Origin of the sequence: Burkholderia sp. BCC1047 (assembly GCF_902833155.1) — a bacterium.
In the GTDB taxonomy this organism is placed as follows: domain Bacteria; phylum Pseudomonadota; class Gammaproteobacteria; order Burkholderiales; family Burkholderiaceae; genus Burkholderia; species Burkholderia sola.
In genome coordinates this window covers 56,317-74,387 of record NZ_CADFEH010000011.1, presented here as the reverse complement: position 1 = coordinate 74,387, position 18,071 = coordinate 56,317, and the positions used below count along the sequence as shown (strand labels likewise).

Here is an 18,071-nt window from a genome sequence, read left to right as displayed (position 1 = left end):
GAACACGGCGGCGAAAGCGCGGCGGCAAATACAGCGCGAACGCGCGCCCGATCATTCACGAGCCCATAGCGTATGCGCAACGCATACGGCCCCAAACCATGCAAATCTGATATTCAAATCGGGATTGATTATTTCCATTCCGCATGATCCCGGCGTTAACCTGCGCTCCATTCCTGCCCGGCCGTGCGCCGGGACGTCCCTGTACCGGAGACCCCAGATGAGCGTCGAATTCATCGGCATGATCCAGAGCCAGAAGCAGTCGGAAATCCACCCGGCGTCCGGCCCCGTGGTCGATCCCGACTATGTGCGCGACTTTGCCCGCGCCCACGAAACGGCCGGCTTCGACCGGATTCTCGTGCCGCATCACTCGACCGGCCCGTCGGCGACGCTGACGATCGCGTTCGCGGCGGCCGCGACCGAGCGCATCCATTTCATGCTCGCGCATCGCCCGGGCTTCACCGCGCCGACGCTCGCCGCCCGGCAGATCGCGACGCTCGACCAGTTCAGCCGCGGCCGGCTCGCCGTCCACTTCATCTCCGGCGGCTCGGACAGCGAACAGCAGCGCGACGGCGATTTCCTCGATCACGACGCACGCTATGCGCGCACCGACGAATACCTCGGCATCCTGCGGCGGATCTGGACCGAAGCGCAGCCGTTCGATCACGACGGCGCGCATTACCGCTTCAAGCAGGGTTTCTCGGAAGTGAAGCCGGTCCAGCAGCCGCACGTGCCGATCTACTTCGGCGGCGCATCGGAAGCCGCGCTCGCGGTGGCCGGCAAGCACGCGGACGTCTACGCGCTGTGGGGCGAATCGCTCGACCAGGTGCGCGACCTGACGACGCGCGTCCGCGCCGAAGCCGCGAAACACGGCCGCCAGGTGCGCTTCTCCGTGTCGTTCCGCCCGATCCTCGCGGCGACCGAGGACGAAGCGTGGGCGCGTGCGCACCGCATCCTCGACGAGACGCGCCGGCTGCGCGAAGCGGCCGGACTCGGCGCCGGCGGCCCGCAGCAGAGCGAAGGCGCGCGCCGCCTGCTCGCCGCGGCCGAGCGCGGCTCGCGCGTCGACAAGCGGCTGTGGACCGAGATCGCGAAGCTCACCGGCGCGCGCTCGAATTCGACGGCGCTCGTCGGCACGCCCGAACAGGTCGCCGACGCGCTGCTCGACTACTACGACCTCGGCGTGACGACGTTCCTGATCCGCGGCTTCGATCCGCTGGAAGACGCGATCGATTACGGCCGCGAACTGATTCCGCGCGTGCGCAGCGCCGTCGCCGCACGCGACGCGGCGCGCCGCGCCGCCTGAGCCTAACGGCGTCAACGGAGCCCACTGGAGCCATACGCGATCATGTCCGCCGTCCTGTCCTCGCCCCACCGTACCGCATCGGGCCTCGTGCTCGCCGATACGCCGCGCCAGCACTTCTGGTTCGATCCGCCCGCGCCGCGCGTCGACGTCGCCGCCGAGCGCCGCCACCGGCAGGAGCGGCTCGCGGCCGCGTTCCGCCTGTTCGCGCGCTTCGGCTTCGCGGCGGGCCTCGCCGGCCACATCACCGCACGCGATCCGGAGCTGCCCGACCATTTCTGGGTGAACCCGCTCGGCGTGCATTTCTCGCAGATCAAGGTGTCCGACCTACTGCTCGTCAACGCGCGCGGCGAAACCGCGATCGGCACGCGGCCGCTGAACAAGGCCGCGTTCGCGATCCATGCGGCAATCCACGAAGCCCATCCGCACGTCGTCGCCGCCGCGCACACGCATTCGACCTACGGCAAGGCCTGGTCGACGCTCGGCCGCCCGCTCGATCCGCTCACGCAGGACGCGTGCGTGTTCTATGAAGACCACGCGCTGTTCGACGACTTCACGGGGATGGTCGTCGACACCAGCGAAGGCGCGCGGATCGCCGATGCGCTCGCGAAGCCGGACGGCACCACGCACAAGGGCGTGATCCTGAAGAACCACGGGATCCTGACGGCCGGCCCGACGGTCGAGGCCGCCGCGTGGTGGTACATCGCGCTCGACAACGTCGCGCACACGCAGTTGCTGGCCGAAGCGGCCGGCACGCCGCAACCGATCGATCATGCGACCGCGCGCCATACGCACGGCCAGATCGGCGGCCCCGACGGCGCGCTGCATGCGTTCGACAGCCTGTTCGCGCGCGTCGTCGCCGACGAACCCGACCTGCTCGACTGAGCAGCCTGACCGTACGACCGGAGACCAGACAACATGACCCAAACCACCGCACCCGCCCCCCACGACGCGCACGACGACCAACGCCGCCGCCTGCTGCGCGCGGCCGGCGCAGCCGCGCTCGCCGTGCCGGCGATCACGCTCGGCCGCAACGCGTGGTCCGCGCCGCCGCTGAAGAAGCTCACGTTCGCGTGGAACCAGAACGCGTTCTGCCTGACGCCGATCGTCGTCGCGCAGGAGCGCGGCTTCTTCGAGAAGAACGGGCTGAAGGTCGAGCTGATCAACTACAGCGGCTCGACCGATCAACTGCTCGAATCGATCGCGACCGGCAAGGCCGATGCGGCGGTCGGGATGATCCACCGCTGGCTGAAGCCGCTCGAAGCCGGCTTCGACGTGAAGATCATCGGCAGCTCGCACGGCGGCTGCGTGCGGCTGCTCGGCGCGAAGGCCGCAGGCGTCACGACGCTGCAGGCGCTGAAGGGCAAGACGGTCGGCGTCAGCGATCTGGCCGCGCCCGGCAAGCACTTCTTCTCGATCCTGCTCGCGAAGAACGGCATCGATCCCGAGCGCGACATCACGTGGCGGCAGTATCCGGCCGACCTGCTCGGCGTCGCGGTCGACAAGGGCGAAATCCACGCGATCGCCGACGGCGACCCGAATCTCTATCTGCTCGAAAAGCGCAGCAACGGCGCGTACACCGAACTCGCGACCAACCTGTCCGGCGAATACGCGCGCAAGGTGTGCTGCGTGATAGGCGCGCGCGGCGACCTCGTGCGCAACGACCGGCCGTCGGCCGCCGCGCTCGCGCGCTCGATCGTGCAGGCTACCGAATACACGCACGACAACCCGAACGAAGCCGCAAAGGTGTTCGCAAAGTATTCGCCGAAGATCAGCCCCGAGGATCTGCGCAAGCTGTACGCGACGCTCACCTACACGCATCACCCGACCAGCGTCGACCTGCAGCAGGAAATCGCGTTCTATGCGGACGATTTCCGGCGCATCAGCGTGCTGAAGAAGAGCACGGACCCGCAGCGCTTCGCGCAGCAGGTCTATGCGAACGTACTGGGGTAACGCGATGTCGACGATCGAACACGCTTCCGCCGCACGCGCCGTATCGGCTCCGGCCACCGACGCTGCCAGCGCTACCGCTACCGCGCGCGCAGCCTGCACGACTTGCGAAGCCACGCTCGCCGCAGAAGCCCGGCGCGCGCGCACCTGGCCGACCGGCATCGCCGCCGCGCTGGCGTGGGCCGCGCTCGGCGCGCTCACGCAACTGTGGCCGAACCGGATCGTCGGCTTCAGCGACTGGGCGTACACCGACACGTTCGGCACGGCCGCGTGGACGATCGCCGCGCTGCTGCTCGTCGCCGCGACGCTCGGCCATCTCGTCGCGGCGACCCGCACGCGGCTCGCGCGCGTGCGACCGGCCGGCCCGTGGCTCGTCGCGCTGCCGCTCGTGCTCGCCGCGTGGGAAATCGTCACCGCGAAAACCGGCTGGCTGCCGACGCCGTTCTTCGCGCCGCCGCAGGCACTGATCGAGGTCTACGTCGACGACTGGCCGCGCCTCGCCGGCAGCGCCGGCAACACGCTGAAGCTGCTCGCGCTCGGGTTCGCGTACGGCGTCACGGTGGGCTTCGCGGTCGGCGTGTCGATCGGCTGGTCGCGCCGGATCGGCTACTGGGTGCATCCGGTGCTGCGCGTGCTCGGCCCCGTGCCGGCCACCGCGCTGCTGCCGCTCACGTTCTACTTCTTCCCGTCGAGCTATTCGGCCGCGGCGTTCCTGATCGCGCTCGCCACCGGGTTCCCGGTCGCCGTGCTGACGTGGTCGGGCGTCGCGAGCGTGAACAAGCAGTACTACGACGTCGCGCGCACGCTCGGCGCGAACGCGCGCTTCCTCGTGCTGCGCGTCGCGATTCCGGCCGCGCTGCCGCACGTGTTCGTCGGCATCTTCATGGGGCTGAGCGCGTCGTTCACGGTGCTGGTCGTCGCCGAGATGATGGGCGTCAAGTCGGGGCTCGGCTGGTATCTGAGCTGGGCGCAGGGCTGGGCGTCGTACGTGAACATGTATGCGGCGCTGATCGTGATGGCGCTGCTGTTTTCCGGGCTGATCGCGCTGCTGTTCGCGGTGCGCGACCGTGTGCTCGCGTGGCAGAAAGGAACCGTCAAATGGTAAGCGCCGCCGTACTCGAATCGTCCGCTGCCACTGTCGCGGCACCCGCCGTCACGTCGCCCCGCGGCGCACGCATCGACATCCGCCGCGTGAGCCATGCGTTCGACGGCCCCGGCGGCGCGCTGCCGGTGCTCGACGACGTGTCGCTGTCGGTCGCGGCCGGCGAATTCGTCGCGCTGCTCGGCCCGAGCGGTTGCGGGAAATCGACGCTGCTGCGGCTCGTCGCGGGGCTCGACGCCGCGCGGCAAGGAACGATCGCGCAGGACGGCACGCCGATCGAGCGCCCCGATCCGTCGCGCATCGTCGTGTTCCAGGACCCGACGCTGTACCCGTGGCGGCGCGTGCGCGCGAACGTCGCGCTCGGCCTCGAAGCGCGCGGTGTCGCGCGCACCGCGCAGCATCGCGTCGACGATGCGCTCGCGCGCGTCGGGCTGCAGGAGTTCGCGAACGTGTTTCCGCATCAGTTGTCCGGCGGGATGGCGCAGCGCGTCGCACTCGCCCGCGCGCTCGTCAACGATCCGCGCTTGCTGATCCTCGACGAACCGCTCGGCAAGCTCGATTCGCTGACGCGGCTCACGATGCAGGCCGAGTTGACCGCGCTGTGGCAACGCGACGGTTTCTCCGCGCTGCTCGTCACGCACGACGTGGAAGAAGCGTTGTTCCTCGCGCAGCGCGTGATCGTGTTCGGGCCGCGCCCGGCACGGATCGTCGCCGAACTGCGCGTCGACCTGCCCTACCCGCGCCATCGCGGCGACCCGCGCCTCGCCGCATTGCGTCACGACGCGCTGCGGCATCTCGGGCTCGATGCGAGCTGGTAGATGCCGGATGCCGTTCGACGTTTGACCGCGGTACGCCGGAGACGCGCGCGATGAACGCGCCGCCGTTCGCCGACTGGGCCATCGCGTTCCTGCAACTGCTGTATCGCGCGCAGATCGCGTTGGCGCGGGTGCTGCACGCGCTCGGCCTGACCGGCGACGCGGGGAGCCAGGCCGCGTGGCCGTGGGCACGCCGCATCGCGCTCGAAACACTGCGCATCGACGCGGGACTCACGCGGCAGCTCGCGTTCGCCTGTGGCGTGACGGCGCTGGCCGTCGTGCTCGCCTGCACCGCGCTGGCTTCGCGCAAGCGGCGTGTCGCGTGGGCCATCGCCGCGCTCGCCGTCGCGTGGTTCGCGCCGTGGCCGCCCGCTTCGCTGTGGCTCGCGCCTGCCGTGCCGACGAGCTTCCAGCGCGATCCCGCGCCGTTTTCCGTATCGAACGTGATGCGCGGCGCGCACCTGTATACGCAACATTGCGCGGCCTGCCACGGCGCGGACGGACGCGGCGAAGGGCCGCTCGCGGCCACGCTCGCGCACTGGCCGCCGACCTTCGCCGGCACGCTGCTCGCGCGTCGCCTCGACGGCGAACTGTTCTGGCGCGTGCGCCACGGCACGCAGGACCAGCACGGCGCAGCGACGATGCCCGGCTTCGCGGCGACGCTCGGCCCGCAGGACACATGGGCCGTGCTCGATTACCTGAAAGCGCTGGCCGCCGGCAGCGGCGCGCAGGCGGAAGGCGCGTGGCCGGTGCCGGTCCCGCTGCCGGCACTCGACGTGCGCTGCGGCGACGCCGCGCCTCAGGTGCTCGAGCGCTGGCGCGAAGGCCAGCGCGTGCGCGTCGTCGCGCTCGCGCCGGGTGCGACGCCACCGCCGGAAGACGCGCGCTGGCAGACCTTGCTCGTCACCGAGCGCGGCGCGCCCGTGCCAACGTCAGCCGGCGCGCGCGCGAACTGCGTCGCGACGACGGCCGATGCGTGGCGCGCATTCGCGACGATTGCCGGCGTCGCGCCCGACGCGCTCGGCGGCACGCAACTGCTTGCGGATCGGCGCGGCTGGCTGCGGGCACGTGCGTTGCCGGGCAGCGCCGGCTGGTCGGATGCCGACCTGCTGTGCCGCTCGGATGCGGCGGTCCGGCCGGCCGCCGCGCGCGCGACAAGCGGCGACGCATTGACCGCGCTGCTGCTGCGCGTCGATCAGGAACCCGTGCGCGACGTACAGGCCGGGCTCCCGCATTGAACCCACGAATCCTTCCTTCGACAGAACTTCACGATGAATCCGACCCGACGCCACTTCCTCGCGCAGGCGAGCGCCCTTGCCACGATCGTCGCCGCGCCGGCCGCCGTGCGCGCGCAATCGGGCGCCCGCCCGCTGCTGCGCGCCGGCGACCAGAAAGGCGGGCTGCGCGCGCTGCTCGAAGCGGCCGGCGAACTGAACGGCCTCGCATACGACATCGCGTGGACCGAATTCCCGGCCGCCGCGCCGCTCGCGGAAGCGCTGAACGCGGCCGCCGTCGACTGCGGGCCGATCGGCGACGCGCCGGTGATCTTCGCGCTCGCGTCGGGCGCCCGTATCAAGGTGATCGGCGCGAACCGTTCCGATCCGTACGGCACGGCCGTGCTCGTGCAACCCGACGCCGCGCTGAAAGGCGCGGCCGACCTGAAAGGCAAGCGCATCGGCACCACGCGCGGCTCGATCGGCCATTTCGTCACGCTGAAGGCGCTCGACGCGGCCGGCCTGCCGCCCGACGCCGTGTCGTTCCGCTTCCTGCCGCCGGCCGACACGATGCTGGCGCTCGCCACCGGCTCGATCGACGCGTGGGCGACCTGGGAGCCCTATACGGCGCTCGCCGAAACGAGCGGCCGCGCACGCGTGCTGGTCAACGGCCGCGGGCTGTGGTCGGGCCTCAGCTATCTTGCGGCGACCGACGCGGCGATCGCATCGAAGCGCGACGTGCTGCACGATTTCCTGCGGCGCGTCGTGCGCGCGCAGGCCTGGTCGTACCGGCACGTCGACGCGTATTCGGCCGCGCTCGCGCGCATCATCGGCATTCCGCCGGCCGCCGCGAAGCTGCAGTTCGAGCGCCGCGGCACGCGCTGGCAGCCGATCGACGCAGCGGTGATCGCCAAACAGCAGCGCACGGCCGACTTCTACCTGAAGGCCGGGCTGTTGCGCCAGCCGCTCGACGTGCGCACGACCTTCGACACGGGCTTCCCGCTCGCGTGACGGGCGGGGGCCGCGCGCGGCTGCGCAAACGGCTCAGGCATGATCTGGCACAATCGCGATTCGACCATCCCGCCTTCAGCCAGCGTCATGCCAGCCATCACCGAACTCTTCGTCTACCCGATCAAATCCTGCGCCGGCATCGCGCTGCCGCGTGCGCAACTGCTCGAAACGGGCCTCGCGTACGACCGCCACTGGCTGATCACCGATCCGCACGGGCAGATGCTGACGCAACGTACGCACCCGCGCCTCGCGCTGATCCGCCCGACGCTCGACAGCGACGCGCTCGTGCTGAACGCGCCGGGCATGCCGGCCATCCGCACGCCGCTGGATGGCGACGCGACGCCCGCCACGCCAAAGATGGCCGCGACCGTGTGGCGCGACACCGTCGACGCGATCGACACGGGCGCCGACACGGCCGCGTGGCTCACCGAATTCCTCGGCACGCCGACGAAGCTCGCGCGCTTCGGCCCCGACGCGCGCCGCGGCTGCAACCGCCAATGGACCGGCGACATCGATACGCATACGCAATTCTCGGACGCCTATCCGCTGCTCGTGATCGGTCAGTCGTCGCTCGACGACCTGAATGCGCGGCTCGCCGCGAAAGGCGCGCCGGCGATCCCGATGAACCGCTTCCGTCCGAACATCGTCGTGTCGGATCTCGACGCGTACGAAGAGGATTTCGTCGAGCACCTCGACACCGACGGCGACACGCCGGTGCGGCTGCGGCTCGTGAAGCTGTGCACGCGCTGCCCGGTGCCGACGATCGACCAGGCCACCGGCACGCCCGATCCCGCATGGCCGCACGAGCCGACCGACACGATGCAGACCTATCGCGCGAACCCGAATTACGACGGCGCGCTGACGTTCGGCATCAATGCGATCGTCGTCGAAGGCGCGGGCGCGTGGCTCGAAGTCGGGCAGCCGGTCGAAGCGGAGATCGGGTTCGGCGACTGAGCCGCAGCCGGACAGCGCCGCCCGTCCCCTTCCCGTGCCGTATCGTCGCGCGCCATCACGCGGCGCGCGGCATCGCGTCGCTCGCCGCCGCCGGCAGCCGGATCGTCACGATCAGCCCGCCGCCCGCCGCATCGGTCAGCATCACGCTGCCCTGATGCACGCGCGCGATCTCCCGCACGATCGACAGCCCGAGCCCCGTGCCTTCGACCGTCTGCGTCTTGCTGCCGCGATGGAAGCGCTCGAACACCGCGTCGCGTTCGTCGGCCGGAATGCCCGGCCCGTTGTCGATCACGTCGAGCCGCGCCTGTTCGCCGTCGCGCGACACGCGCACCGTGATCACCGCATGGTCGCCCGCATAACGAATCGCGTTGTCGATCAGATTGCCGATCATCTCGCCGAGCAGGTCGGACTGCCCGAGCACGTCGACGTCGGCCTCGTGCTCGAAGCCGAGATCGATGTCGCGCGCGCGTGCGACGGGCGACCAGTCCAGCGTCACGCTGCGCGCGAGCCGATGCAGCGCGACCGGCTTGTGCGCGACCGCATGACCGCTGTCCGAATCGAGCCGCGACAGCGACAGCAGTTGCTGGACGATCTTCGCGGCCTGCCGCACCGCGCCGTTCGCGCGCCGCAGGTGCACGTTCGCGCGCGGCTGCTCGTCGGGCCGCAACGCGAGTTCGACGCCCGCCTGCACGGCCGCGAGCGGCGTCTTCAGCTGATGGGCCGCATCGGCGAAGAAGCGCCGCCGCGCCACCTGCATCCGCTGCGTGCGGCCGATGTACTGGTTGATCGAGTCGACGAGCGGCGCGAGTTCGCTCGGCATCGCGCCCGTGTCGAGCGGCGTCGTGTCGTCCTCGCTGCGCGCGGCGACCGTCGCCGACAGCCGGTTCAGCGGCCGCAGCCCGCGCCCGACGCCGAGCCACACGATCCCGAGCGCCAGCACGACGAGCAACCCTTCCTGCAGCAGCGACCCGATCAGGATCTCGCGCGCGAGCGCCTGACGCGCCTCGATCGTCTCGCCGACCATCACCCACACGATGCGCGACTGCGCGGTCGGCACGTCGTGCACGGGAATACGCAACGCGGCCATCCGCAATTGCTCGCCGCGATACACGACGTCGTAGTAGCGCGTGACGAACAGTGCGCCGTCGCCCGCGTCGCGGCCATGGGGCAGCGGTAGATCGGGATAGCCGGTGACCGTGCGGCCGTTGTCCTCGCGGATCAGGTAGTAGATCTTGCCGCCGTCGCTCGATTCGAGCATTTCGAGCGCGAGATACGGCAGGTCGACCTCGATCTCGCCGGCGTTGAGCCGCACGCCTTCGCGAATCGACTTCAACGACGACGACAGCGTGCGGTCGAACGCGACGTGCGCGGCGCTCATCGCGCGCTGGTACGTGAGCCACGAGTCGAGCGCGAGCAGGCCGAGCAGCGGTAGCAGCAGCCACAGCGCGACCTGCGCGCGCAGGTTCGGGCGGGTCATCATGCCGCGCGCCGGGCCATCCCGACGGGCATAGCGGGGCATTCGCGGGACATCGCCCTGCGCCCGCGCAGGAGGCCGGCGTCGCGAAGCCGGACGGGGACGGCATGCGCCTCCTCGGGGGCCAGTGAATGACGGTGAGCGTGAAGGCGGATCACTCGTCCGCCTTCGCTTCGAGCAGATAGCCCAACCCGCGCAGCGTGACGATCGCGACGCCCGAGTTCTCCAGCTTCTTGCGCAGCCGGTACACGTAGATCTCGATCGCATCGGCATTCACCGATTCGTCGAGCCCGAAGATCTTCTCCGACAGCGTGTCCTTGTTGATCGCGCGGCCGTTGCGCAGGATCAGCACCTCGAGCACCGAGCGCTCGCGCGGCGTGAGCGACAGCGGCTCGCCCGCGAGATGAAAGCCGCGGTCGATACTGTCGTACGAAAGCGGCCCGCATTCGACGCGCGAATGTTCGTGACCGAGGCTGCGCCGGATCAGCGCGCGGGCGCGCGCCTCCAGTTCGGTCAGCTCGAACGGCTTCGCGAGATAGTCGTCGGCGCCGAGATCGAGCCCTTTCACGCGATCCTCGACCGACCCATGCGCGGTGAGGATCAGCACCGGCACCGGATTGCGACGGGCGCGCAGCCGCCGCAGCACCTCCAGCCCGTCGAGCTTCGGCAGCCCGAGATCGAGGATCACCAGCGCGTAATCCTGCGTGCGCAGCACGTGGTCCGCCGCCTCGCCGTCGGCCATGTGATCGACCGCGAAGCGCGCGGCGCTCAGCGCGTCGTTCAGCGACTGGGCCAGGTTCGGGTTGTCTTCGACGAGCAGCACGCGCATGGGGATTCCGGTAAGGTCAGCGACAGCCCGCTACATTACATGATCCTTTCCGTCTCCACGCCTCGCGCAAACACGGGTTGCGCGGGTGTTGCGAACCGGTCGCGCGCGGCGCCGGCGGCTGCCGTTCAGCGCTCGGCAGCCGGACGGTTGCGCGCGGCGATGCGCGCATCGCCGGTCACGCGCCGCTCGCGAAAACCGGCCACCACCGCGACGAACGCGATACTCGCGGCGGCCGTGACGACGATCATCGGGCGCGCGGTGCCGTCCGACAGCCACGCCAGCACGCCGCCGCACGCGGCCGTGATCGCCATCTGGATAAAGAAGAACAGCCCCGACGCCGTGCCGGCGATCCTCGTGTACGGCTGCATCACCGCGAACTGGCAGGCCGGAATCGCGATCCCGACCGAGATCATCACGATGAACATCGGTGCGACGAGGGCCGTCACCGAAGTCGGGGCGATCGCGCCGCCGATCCCCAGCACGGCGGCGCCGACCAGATTGACGGCCGCCGCCGCCGCGATGACCGAGTCGGCTGACCAGCGCGCGCTGATCCGCGCGAACATATTCGAACCGACCAGATAGCCGAGCACGGTCACGCCGAAGATCGCCGCATAGACCGCCCCGGACACGCCGATGTGCCGCTGGAACAGCGTCGACGATTCCGCGATGAACGGATAGTACGTGCAGTAAGCGAAGCTGATCGCGAGCGAATAGCGCAGGAAGCGCCGCTCGCGCAGCAGGCCCGCGTAGGTCCGCAGCAGTCCCCAGCCGGCGCCGGCTGGCGGCCGCGCATCGCGGTCGCGCGTCTCGGGCAGGTAGCGCAGCACCATCGCGGTCGCGACCACCCCACCCGCCGCCAGCCAGCCGAACACCCCGCGCCAGCCGAGCCACTCGGCGATCGCGCTGCCGGCCAGCGGCGCGACCACCGGCGACAGCGCCATGCCGGCCGAAATATGGCCGAGCATCGTGGCCTGCGTCGCGGCCGGAAAGCGCTCGCGCACGATCACGCGGCCGATCACGGTGCCGCTGCAGCCGCCGAGCGCCTGGAACATGCGCGCGGCGATCAGCGCAGGGATGCTCGTCGACCCTGCGCATGCGACGCTCGCCACGACGTACACGCACAGGCCGCCGAGCAGCACCGGACGTCGGCCGTAGCGGTCGGACAGCGGCCCCGACACCAGCATCGACAGCGCATAGCCGACCATGTACAGGGTCAGCGTGAGCTGCAACTGTGAGTCGGTGCCGTGCAGCGCGTCCGCCATCGCGGGCAGCGACGGCAGGTACGCATCGATCGTGACGCGCGGCAGGCACACCACGAGCATCAGCAGGAACAGCCAGCCCCATCGGGGTAATGAGCGCGTCTTCATGCGGTGAGTCCGTTTCGGTCAGGATGGGTGAGGTCGACAGCAATCTAAGGCGAAAGTGATATAAGCTGAAGGACCATTAAATCGACCATTGACTGGACCACTATGCCGCGAGGCAAAGCCGCGATTCCGCTCGACCTGCCGCGCCCCGCCGGGCTGTCGGGCGGCAGCCCGCAGTCGAAGCAGGAATGCATCGCCGACACGATTCGCGACGCGATCCTGAAGCGCCTGCTGTCCGCCGACAGCCCGCTGCCATCGAGCAGGACGCTGGCCGCGCGCTGGGACGTCGCGCGCGGCACCGTCGAAGCGGCATACGACATCCTGTGCGCCGAGGGCTACATCGCCCGCACGCAGGGGTCCGGTACGCGGGTCTGCGCGGTGGTGCCGGACAGCTATCTGCGCGCGGCCGCGCAGTCCCGCGACGGCGGCCCGCTCCACGCCGCCGCATCGCCGGCGCCGGCCGCCGCGGCTGAACCCGAGCACGGCGTGCGTCCGGGCGTCCCGTTCGTCGCGCGGCTCGCCGATCCCGCCCTGCTGCCGATGCAGCAATGGAAGAAGGCGCTCGGTGCCAGCTTGCTCGCCGCGACGGCCGACGAGCTCGGCGCGACGCCGGCCCAGGGCGTCGACAGCCTGCGCGCCGAAATCGCCGCGTACCTGCGCGAATACCGCGGCATCCCGTGCGAGGCCGGCGACATCGTCATCACGACCGGCATCCGCCACGCGATCGACCTCGTCGCGCGCACGCTGCTCGCGCCCGGCTCAACGGTGCTGATGGAGGACCCTGGCTATGCGTCGGCGTGGCAGATCTTCACGCTCGCGGGCGCGACCGTGATCGACGTGCCGGTCGATCGGGAAGGCATCGACACCGCGTCGCTGGACCGCCATCCCGATGCGCGCGCCGCCTACGTGACGCCGGCCCATCAGGCGCCGCTCGGCGTCACGATGTCGGTGTCGCGTCGGCTCGAACTGCTCGACTGGGCACAGCGCCACCGCACGTGGATCATCGAGGACGACTACGACGGCGAATTCAGCTACCAGACCGCCCCGCTGCCCGCGCTGAAATCGCTCGATGCGTGCGATCGCGTGATCTACTGCGGGTCGTTCAACAAGACGCTGTTTTCGGGGCTGCGCATCGGCTTCATGATCGTGCCGGCGGCACTGCGGCCGGCGCTGTCCGCCGTGTGGCACGCGACCGCGCGCTCGGTCGGCGTCGCGCCGCAGCTGGCGCTCGCCCGCTTCATCGGCCACGGCGATTTCGCGAAGCACCTGCGCGCCGCCCGCCACGCATACCGTCAGCGGCGCGACATCGTGCTCGACCAGTTGGCGAAGCATGCGGGCGGCCGATACACGGTGTCCGGCGAGCATGCGGGCTTTCATTTCGTGTTGTGGCTGCCGCCCGGCAGCGATGACGCTGCGTACGTCTCGCAAGCCCGCGCGGTCGGCATCGAGTTGCAGCCGATCCGCGGCTTCTGTCGAAGCGCCCGGTGCGAAGCGGGCGTCGTCGTCGGGTATGCGGCGCTGACGGCCGCGCACGCGCGGCATGGCGGCCGCCTCCTCGGACAACTGCTGGCCGCGTCCGCGTAGCCGGCAGCCCCGCTCCCTTCCGTTTCCAGCCCTGCCGCGCGCCGCGAAACCCGCGGCGGCCGCCGCGTCGACCTCGGGAAATCCATGACACGAATGGCGCGATTGTGAACGGAAATGAAAGCGGGCTGAAAGTGCCTCGCACTTAACATCCGCGTCACTCGAACAACATCGACGCATCACTGGAGGAAGACATGCCGTTTGCACCGAAGCACCTCGCCGCCGCGCTGGCGGTCGTTCTGGGCGCTGCCGCCGGCAGCGCCGCCGCGCAGGTTCCGGCCGGCTACCCGGGGAACTACCAAGGCGTGATCGACGCCGCGAAGAAGGAAGGCAAGCTGATCGTCTACTCGACGACCGACACGGGCCTCGTACGTCCGCTGATCAAGGACTTCGAAAGCCTGTACGGCGTGAAGGTCGAGTACAACGACATGAACAGCACCGAGCTGTACAACCGCTACATCAGCGAGAACGCGGCGAGCAGCACCAGCGCCGACGTGCTGTGGAGCTCGGCGATGGATCTGCAGGTCAAGCTCGTCAACGACGGCCTGATGGCGTCCTACGATTCGCCGGAAAGCCCGAACGTGCCGCAATGGGCGCAATACCAGAAGCAGGCGTACGGCACGACGTTCGAGCCGCTCGCAATCGTCTACAACAAGCGCCTGATCCCCGAAAACGAAGTGCCGAAGACGCGCGCCGAGCTGATCAAGCTGCTCACCACGCAGGCCGACAAGTTCAAGGGCAAGGTCACGACCTACGACATCGAGAAATCGGGCGTCGGCTTCAACTACCTGACCCAGGACGCGCACGTGAACGAGAAGGTCACGTGGGAGCTGGTAAACGCGATCGGCGCGACCGGCCCGAAGCTGCAGTCGAGCACGGGCGCGATGATGGAGCGCATCTCGTCGGGCGAGAACCTGATCGGCTACAACATCATCGGTTCGTATGCGTACGCGAAGGCGAAGAAGGACAAGTCGATCGGCTACGTGTTTCCGAAGGACTACACACAGGTCGTGAGCCGCCTCGCCACCGTGTCGAAGAAGGCGAAGAACCCGAACGCCGCGAAGCTGTGGGTCGACTACCTGCTGTCCAAGCGCGGCCAGACGCTGATCGCGAACCAGGCGAACCTGTACGCGATCCGCGCGGACGTGACCGGCGAGACGTCGGCCGCGAGCCTCACGAAGGAACTCGGCGATTCGCTGAAGCCGATCCAGATCGGCACCGGCCTGCTCGTCTATCTCGACCAGTCGAAGCGCCTCGCGTTCCTGAAGCAATGGCAGCAGGCGATCAAGCGCTGATGCGCTGATCGGCTTCGGCTGACCCACGCCGCCCGCCGCCCGTCGCGCGGGCGGCCCCTTCTCCTCACCGACTTCCTTGAGGCGGCCATCCGGATGGCCGCAGGGGCGAACTCATGCTTTCAACCAGCACACGCGGCACGGCACCGGCCGTTCCGCCCGCCGCCGGCCCGCGCGACGCCGTTCCCGCGCTGCCGGTCAGCCGCCTGCAGCCGCTCGCCGGCATGCTGCGCTGGATCGTCGTCGCGGTACTGACCGTCGCGGTCGCGCTGCCGCTCGGCTTCATCCTGTTCCAGAGCCTGCTGTCCGCGCCGTTCTTCGACGCGAACAAGACGCTCGGCATCGACGGCTTCCGCTTCATCTTCAGCGATCCCGACTTCTGGTCGGCCGTGAAGAACTCGTTCATCATCGCCGGCGGGATGCTGTTCATCTCGATTCCGCTCGGCGGCATCCTCGCGTTCCTGATGGTGCGCACCGACCTGCCCGGCCGCCGCTGGCTCGAACCGCTGCTGCTCACGCCGGTGTTCGTGTCGCCGATGGTGCTCGCATTCGGCTACGTGGTCGCGGCCGGCCCGGTCGGCTTTTACTCGGTGTGGTTCAAGGAACTATTCGGGGTGCAGAACGTGCCCTGGAACGTGTATTCGATCTTCGCGATCACGGTGATCGTCGGCCTCACGCACGTGCCGCACGTGTACCTGTATTCGTCGGCCGCGCTGCGCAATCTCGGCTCGGACGTCGAGGAAGCCGCGCGCGTGACGGGCGCCCGTCCGTTCCGCGTCGCACTCGACGTGAGCCTGCCGATGACGATGCCCGCGCTGCTGTTCGCCGGCGTGCTGGTGTTCTTCCTCGGCTTCGAGGTGTTCGGACTGCCGCTCGTGCTCGGCGACCCGGAAGGCCACCTCGTGCTCGCGACCTACCTGTACAAGCTGACCAACAAGCTCGGCGTGCCGTCGTATCACCTGATGGCCGCGGTCGCCGTGTGCATCGTCGCGATCACGTTCCCGCTCGTGCTGCTGCAGCGCCGCCTGCTGAAGACCGCGAGCCGCTTCGTCACCGTGAAGGGCAAGGCCGGCCGCGCGACGGTGCTGCCGCTCGGCGTGTGGCGCTGGGTCGCGCTCGCGATCGTCGCGCTGTGGCTGATGCTGACCGTGATCGTGCCGATCTCGGGCATCGTACTGCGCGCGTTCGTGACCAACTGGGGCGAAGGCGTCGCGCTCGCCGAAGTGCTGACGCTGTCGAACTTCATCGAGCTGTTCGAGCAGGACAACCTGGTGCGCGCGATCGTCAACACGCTCGGCATCGGCGTGATCGGCGGCGCGCTCGCGATCGGCTTCTACTCGCTCGTCGCGTTCGCCGGCCACCGCCGCCCCGACTGGGCGACCAGGCTGCTCGACTACCTCGTGCTGCTGCCGCGCGCGGTGCCGGGCCTGCTCGCCGGTCTCGCGTTCCTGTGGATCTTCCTGTTCGTGCCGGGCCTGCGCGAGTTGAAGAACTCGATGTGGAGCATCTGGATCGCGTACACGGTCGTGTGGCTCGCGTACGGGATGCGGCTGATCCAGAGCGCGCTGCTGCAGGTCGGCCCCGAACTCGAGGAAGCCGGCCGCAGCGTCGGCGCGACGCGCAGCCGCGTGTCGCTCGACGTGACGCTGCCGCTCGTGCGCTTCGGCCTGCTCGCCGCGTGGCTGCTGATCTTCATGATCTTCGAGCGCGAATACTCGACCGCCGTCTACCTGCTGTCGCCCGGCACCGAAGTGATCGGCGCGCTGCTCGTGTCGCTGTGGGCGACCGGCGCCGTCGACCAGGTCGCCGCGCTCTCTGTCATCAACATCGCGATGGTCGGCGCCGGTCTCGGCGTGGCCCTGCGCTTCGGAGTGAAACTTCATGGATAAGCTCATCGTCGACGATCTGCACCTCAGCTACGGCGCCAACCCGATCCTCAAGGGCGTGTCGTTCGAACTGAAGGCCGGCGAAGTCGTGTGCCTGCTCGGCGCGTCGGGCAGCGGCAAGACCACGCTGCTGCGCGCGGTGGCCGGCCTCGAACAGCCGTCCGACGGGCGCATCCAGCTCGACGAGCGCGTGTTCTTCGACGGTGCGCAGCGCATCGACCTGCCCGTCGAACAACGTTCGCTCGGCCTCGTGTTCCAGTCGTACGCGCTGTGGCCGCACCGCACCGTCGCCGACAACGTCGGCTACGGCCTCAAGCTGCGCCGCGTGGCGCCGGCCGAACAGAAGCGCCGCGTGCAGACCGCGCTCGATCAGTTGGGCCTCGGCCATCTCGCCGAACGCTTTCCGCATCAGCTGTCGGGCGGCCAGCAGCAGCGTGTCGCGATCGCCCGCGCGCTCGTCTACAACCCGCCGGTGATCCTGCTCGACGAGCCGCTGTCGAACCTCGACGCGAAGCTGCGCGAGGAAGCGCGTGCGTGGCTGCGCGAGCTGATCGTGTCGCTCGGGCTGTCGGCGCTGTGCGTGACGCACGACCAGACCGAGGCGATGGCGATGTCCGATCGCATCCTGCTGCTGCGCAACGGCCGCATCGAGCAGGAAGGCACGCCGGCCGAGCTGTACGGCGCGCCGCGCTCGCTGTACACCGCCGAATTCATGGGCAGCAACAACCGGATCGACGCGCGCGTCGCCGCGATCGACGGCGAATGCGTGACGCTCGCCGGCGACGGCTGGGAGCTGCGCGCCGTCGCCCGCGACACGCTCGCGCCGGGCCAGGACGCCCAGGCCGTGATTCGTCTCGAACGCGTGCAGGTCGCCGACGGCCCGGGCGCGAACCGGCTGCAGGCCGACCTCGTCACGTCGATGTATCTCGGCGACCGCTGGGAATACCTGTTCCATTGCGGCGACATGCGCCTGCGCGCGTTCGGCCATGTGCCGCGCGCGGCCGGCAAGCACTGGATCGAATTCCCGACCAACGACTGCTGGGCGTTCGCGAAAGCGGGCTGACCCGATCGCGGCGGCTCGTGTGCCGCCGCGCAGGCAGTCGAGCGCGCCTCCCTTTTCGACCTTTGCAGCTCGCATCGGCGGACGCTTGATGGCGTCCGCCGATGGCGCGCCGCATACCCGTTTTCTGTTTCAACCCGCCTAAAACAACCAAGGAGACACCGTCAACATGAAGTCACGCACAGAACGTTCTATTCGAGCAGTAGTCCTCACCGGTTCGGCTGCAGCCGTCTGTATCG

Annotated in this window: 15 protein-coding genes; 12 read left to right on the top strand and 3 right to left on the bottom strand. The window is 69.5% G+C overall.

Annotated features, from left to right (window positions below):
* Positions 1–217 precede the first annotated feature (217 nt).
* From HWX55_RS14000 to HWX55_RS13965, 8 genes are all read left to right on the top strand, one after another.
* Complete coding sequence (locus HWX55_RS14000; protein WP_050010917.1) at positions 218–1,303, top strand: LLM class flavin-dependent oxidoreductase; 1,086 nt, start codon at positions 218–220, stop codon at positions 1,301–1,303.
* Positions 1,304–1,345: 42 nt separating this feature from the next.
* The gene (locus HWX55_RS13995) at positions 1,346–2,185 is read left to right on the top strand and encodes a class II aldolase/adducin family protein (protein ID WP_126366506.1); all 840 of its coding nucleotides are present in this window, start codon (positions 1,346–1,348) and stop codon (positions 2,183–2,185) included.
* A gap of 33 nt (positions 2,186–2,218) precedes the next feature.
* The gene (locus HWX55_RS13990; protein ID WP_175976102.1) at positions 2,219–3,253 is read left to right on the top strand and encodes an ABC transporter substrate-binding protein; all 1,035 of its coding nucleotides are present in this window, start codon (positions 2,219–2,221) and stop codon (positions 3,251–3,253) included.
* 4 nt (positions 3,254–3,257) lie between these two features.
* On the top strand, positions 3,258–4,355 hold the full coding sequence (locus tag HWX55_RS13985) for an ABC transporter permease subunit (protein WP_175976181.1): 1,098 nt from the start codon (positions 3,258–3,260) through the stop codon (positions 4,353–4,355).
* A complete protein-coding gene (locus tag HWX55_RS13980; RefSeq protein ID WP_124554183.1) occupies positions 4,349–5,170 on the top strand; it encodes an ABC transporter ATP-binding protein in 822 nt (273 codons plus the stop codon). The genes HWX55_RS13985 and HWX55_RS13980 overlap by 7 nt, the downstream gene beginning before the upstream one ends.
* 50 nt (positions 5,171–5,220) lie before the next feature.
* Complete coding sequence (locus HWX55_RS13975) at positions 5,221–6,405, top strand: cytochrome c (protein WP_175976101.1); 1,185 nt, start codon at positions 5,221–5,223, stop codon at positions 6,403–6,405.
* 33 nt (positions 6,406–6,438) lie between these two features.
* Entirely contained in the window at positions 6,439–7,392 is a 954-nt protein-coding gene (locus HWX55_RS13970) for an ABC transporter substrate-binding protein (protein ID WP_175976100.1), read from the top strand.
* 87 nt (positions 7,393–7,479) lie between these two features.
* A complete protein-coding gene (locus tag HWX55_RS13965) occupies positions 7,480–8,346 on the top strand; it encodes an MOSC N-terminal beta barrel domain-containing protein (RefSeq protein ID WP_175976099.1) in 867 nt (288 codons plus the stop codon).
* 55 nt (positions 8,347–8,401) lie between these two features.
* On the opposite strand, the gene HWX55_RS13960 is transcribed toward HWX55_RS13965, so the two are convergent.
* From HWX55_RS13960 to HWX55_RS13950, 3 genes are all read right to left on the bottom strand, one after another.
* Positions 8,402–9,823: a sensor histidine kinase gene (locus HWX55_RS13960; RefSeq protein WP_175976180.1), complete on the bottom strand. Its 1,422-nt coding sequence runs from the start codon at positions 9,821–9,823 to the stop codon at positions 8,402–8,404.
* A gap of 151 nt (positions 9,824–9,974) precedes the next feature.
* Positions 9,975–10,649: a response regulator gene (locus HWX55_RS13955; protein ID WP_089489305.1), complete on the bottom strand. Its 675-nt coding sequence runs from the start codon at positions 10,647–10,649 to the stop codon at positions 9,975–9,977.
* Positions 10,650–10,774: 125 nt separating this feature from the next.
* Positions 10,775–12,016 carry a multidrug effflux MFS transporter gene (locus HWX55_RS13950; RefSeq protein ID WP_175976098.1) on the bottom strand — a complete coding sequence of 414 codons (1,242 nt, stop codon included), beginning with the start codon at positions 12,014–12,016 and terminating at the stop codon, positions 10,775–10,777.
* Between the two features lie 102 nt (positions 12,017–12,118).
* Between HWX55_RS13950 and HWX55_RS13945 the strand changes: the two genes are divergently transcribed.
* The 4 genes from HWX55_RS13945 to HWX55_RS13930 all read left to right on the top strand — a co-directional run bounded on the left by HWX55_RS13945 (position 12,119) and on the right by HWX55_RS13930 (position 17,835).
* Positions 12,119–13,597 carry a PLP-dependent aminotransferase family protein gene (locus tag HWX55_RS13945; RefSeq protein WP_175976097.1) on the top strand — a complete coding sequence of 493 codons (1,479 nt, stop codon included), beginning with the start codon at positions 12,119–12,121 and terminating at the stop codon, positions 13,595–13,597.
* Positions 13,598–13,788: 191 nt separating this feature from the next.
* Positions 13,789–14,889 (top strand): ABC transporter substrate-binding protein, encoded by a 1,101-nt coding sequence (locus tag HWX55_RS13940; protein WP_124593296.1) that lies wholly within the window; start codon positions 13,789–13,791, stop codon positions 14,887–14,889.
* A gap of 113 nt (positions 14,890–15,002) precedes the next feature.
* Positions 15,003–16,775 (top strand): iron ABC transporter permease, encoded by a 1,773-nt coding sequence (locus HWX55_RS13935; protein WP_089489304.1) that lies wholly within the window; start codon positions 15,003–15,005, stop codon positions 16,773–16,775.
* Positions 16,768–17,835 (top strand): ABC transporter ATP-binding protein, encoded by a 1,068-nt coding sequence (locus tag HWX55_RS13930; protein ID WP_069616423.1) that lies wholly within the window; start codon positions 16,768–16,770, stop codon positions 17,833–17,835. The genes HWX55_RS13935 and HWX55_RS13930 overlap by 8 nt, the downstream gene beginning before the upstream one ends.
* Positions 17,836–18,071 lie beyond the last annotated feature (236 nt).

Excerpts from the sequence above, each read along its gene's own strand:
- HWX55_RS14000 (WP_050010917.1), top strand. The coding sequence starts at position 218 with ATGAGCGTCGAATTCATCGGCATGATCCAGAGCCAGAAGCAGTCGGAA.
- HWX55_RS13995 (WP_126366506.1), top strand. The coding sequence starts at position 1,346 with ATGTCCGCCGTCCTGTCCTCGCCCCACCGTACCGCATCGGGCCTCGTG.
- HWX55_RS13990 (WP_175976102.1), top strand. The coding sequence starts at position 2,219 with ATGACCCAAACCACCGCACCCGCCCCCCACGACGCGCACGACGACCAA.
- HWX55_RS13985 (WP_175976181.1), top strand. The coding sequence starts at position 3,258 with ATGTCGACGATCGAACACGCTTCCGCCGCACGCGCCGTATCGGCTCCG.
- HWX55_RS13980 (WP_124554183.1), top strand. The coding sequence starts at position 4,349 with ATGGTAAGCGCCGCCGTACTCGAATCGTCCGCTGCCACTGTCGCGGCA.
- HWX55_RS13975 (WP_175976101.1), top strand. The coding sequence starts at position 5,221 with ATGAACGCGCCGCCGTTCGCCGACTGGGCCATCGCGTTCCTGCAACTG.
- HWX55_RS13970 (WP_175976100.1), top strand. The coding sequence starts at position 6,439 with ATGAATCCGACCCGACGCCACTTCCTCGCGCAGGCGAGCGCCCTTGCC.
- HWX55_RS13965 (WP_175976099.1), top strand. The coding sequence starts at position 7,480 with ATGCCAGCCATCACCGAACTCTTCGTCTACCCGATCAAATCCTGCGCC.
- HWX55_RS13960 (WP_175976180.1), bottom strand. The coding sequence starts at position 9,823 with ATGACCCGCCCGAACCTGCGCGCGCAGGTCGCGCTGTGGCTGCTGCTA.
- HWX55_RS13955 (WP_089489305.1), bottom strand. The coding sequence starts at position 10,649 with ATGCGCGTGCTGCTCGTCGAAGACAACCCGAACCTGGCCCAGTCGCTG.
- HWX55_RS13950 (WP_175976098.1), bottom strand. The coding sequence starts at position 12,016 with ATGAAGACGCGCTCATTACCCCGATGGGGCTGGCTGTTCCTGCTGATG.
- HWX55_RS13945 (WP_175976097.1), top strand. The coding sequence starts at position 12,119 with ATGCCGCGAGGCAAAGCCGCGATTCCGCTCGACCTGCCGCGCCCCGCC.
- HWX55_RS13940 (WP_124593296.1), top strand. The coding sequence starts at position 13,789 with ATGCCGTTTGCACCGAAGCACCTCGCCGCCGCGCTGGCGGTCGTTCTG.
- HWX55_RS13935 (WP_089489304.1), top strand. The coding sequence starts at position 15,003 with ATGCTTTCAACCAGCACACGCGGCACGGCACCGGCCGTTCCGCCCGCC.
- HWX55_RS13930 (WP_069616423.1), top strand. The coding sequence starts at position 16,768 with ATGGATAAGCTCATCGTCGACGATCTGCACCTCAGCTACGGCGCCAAC.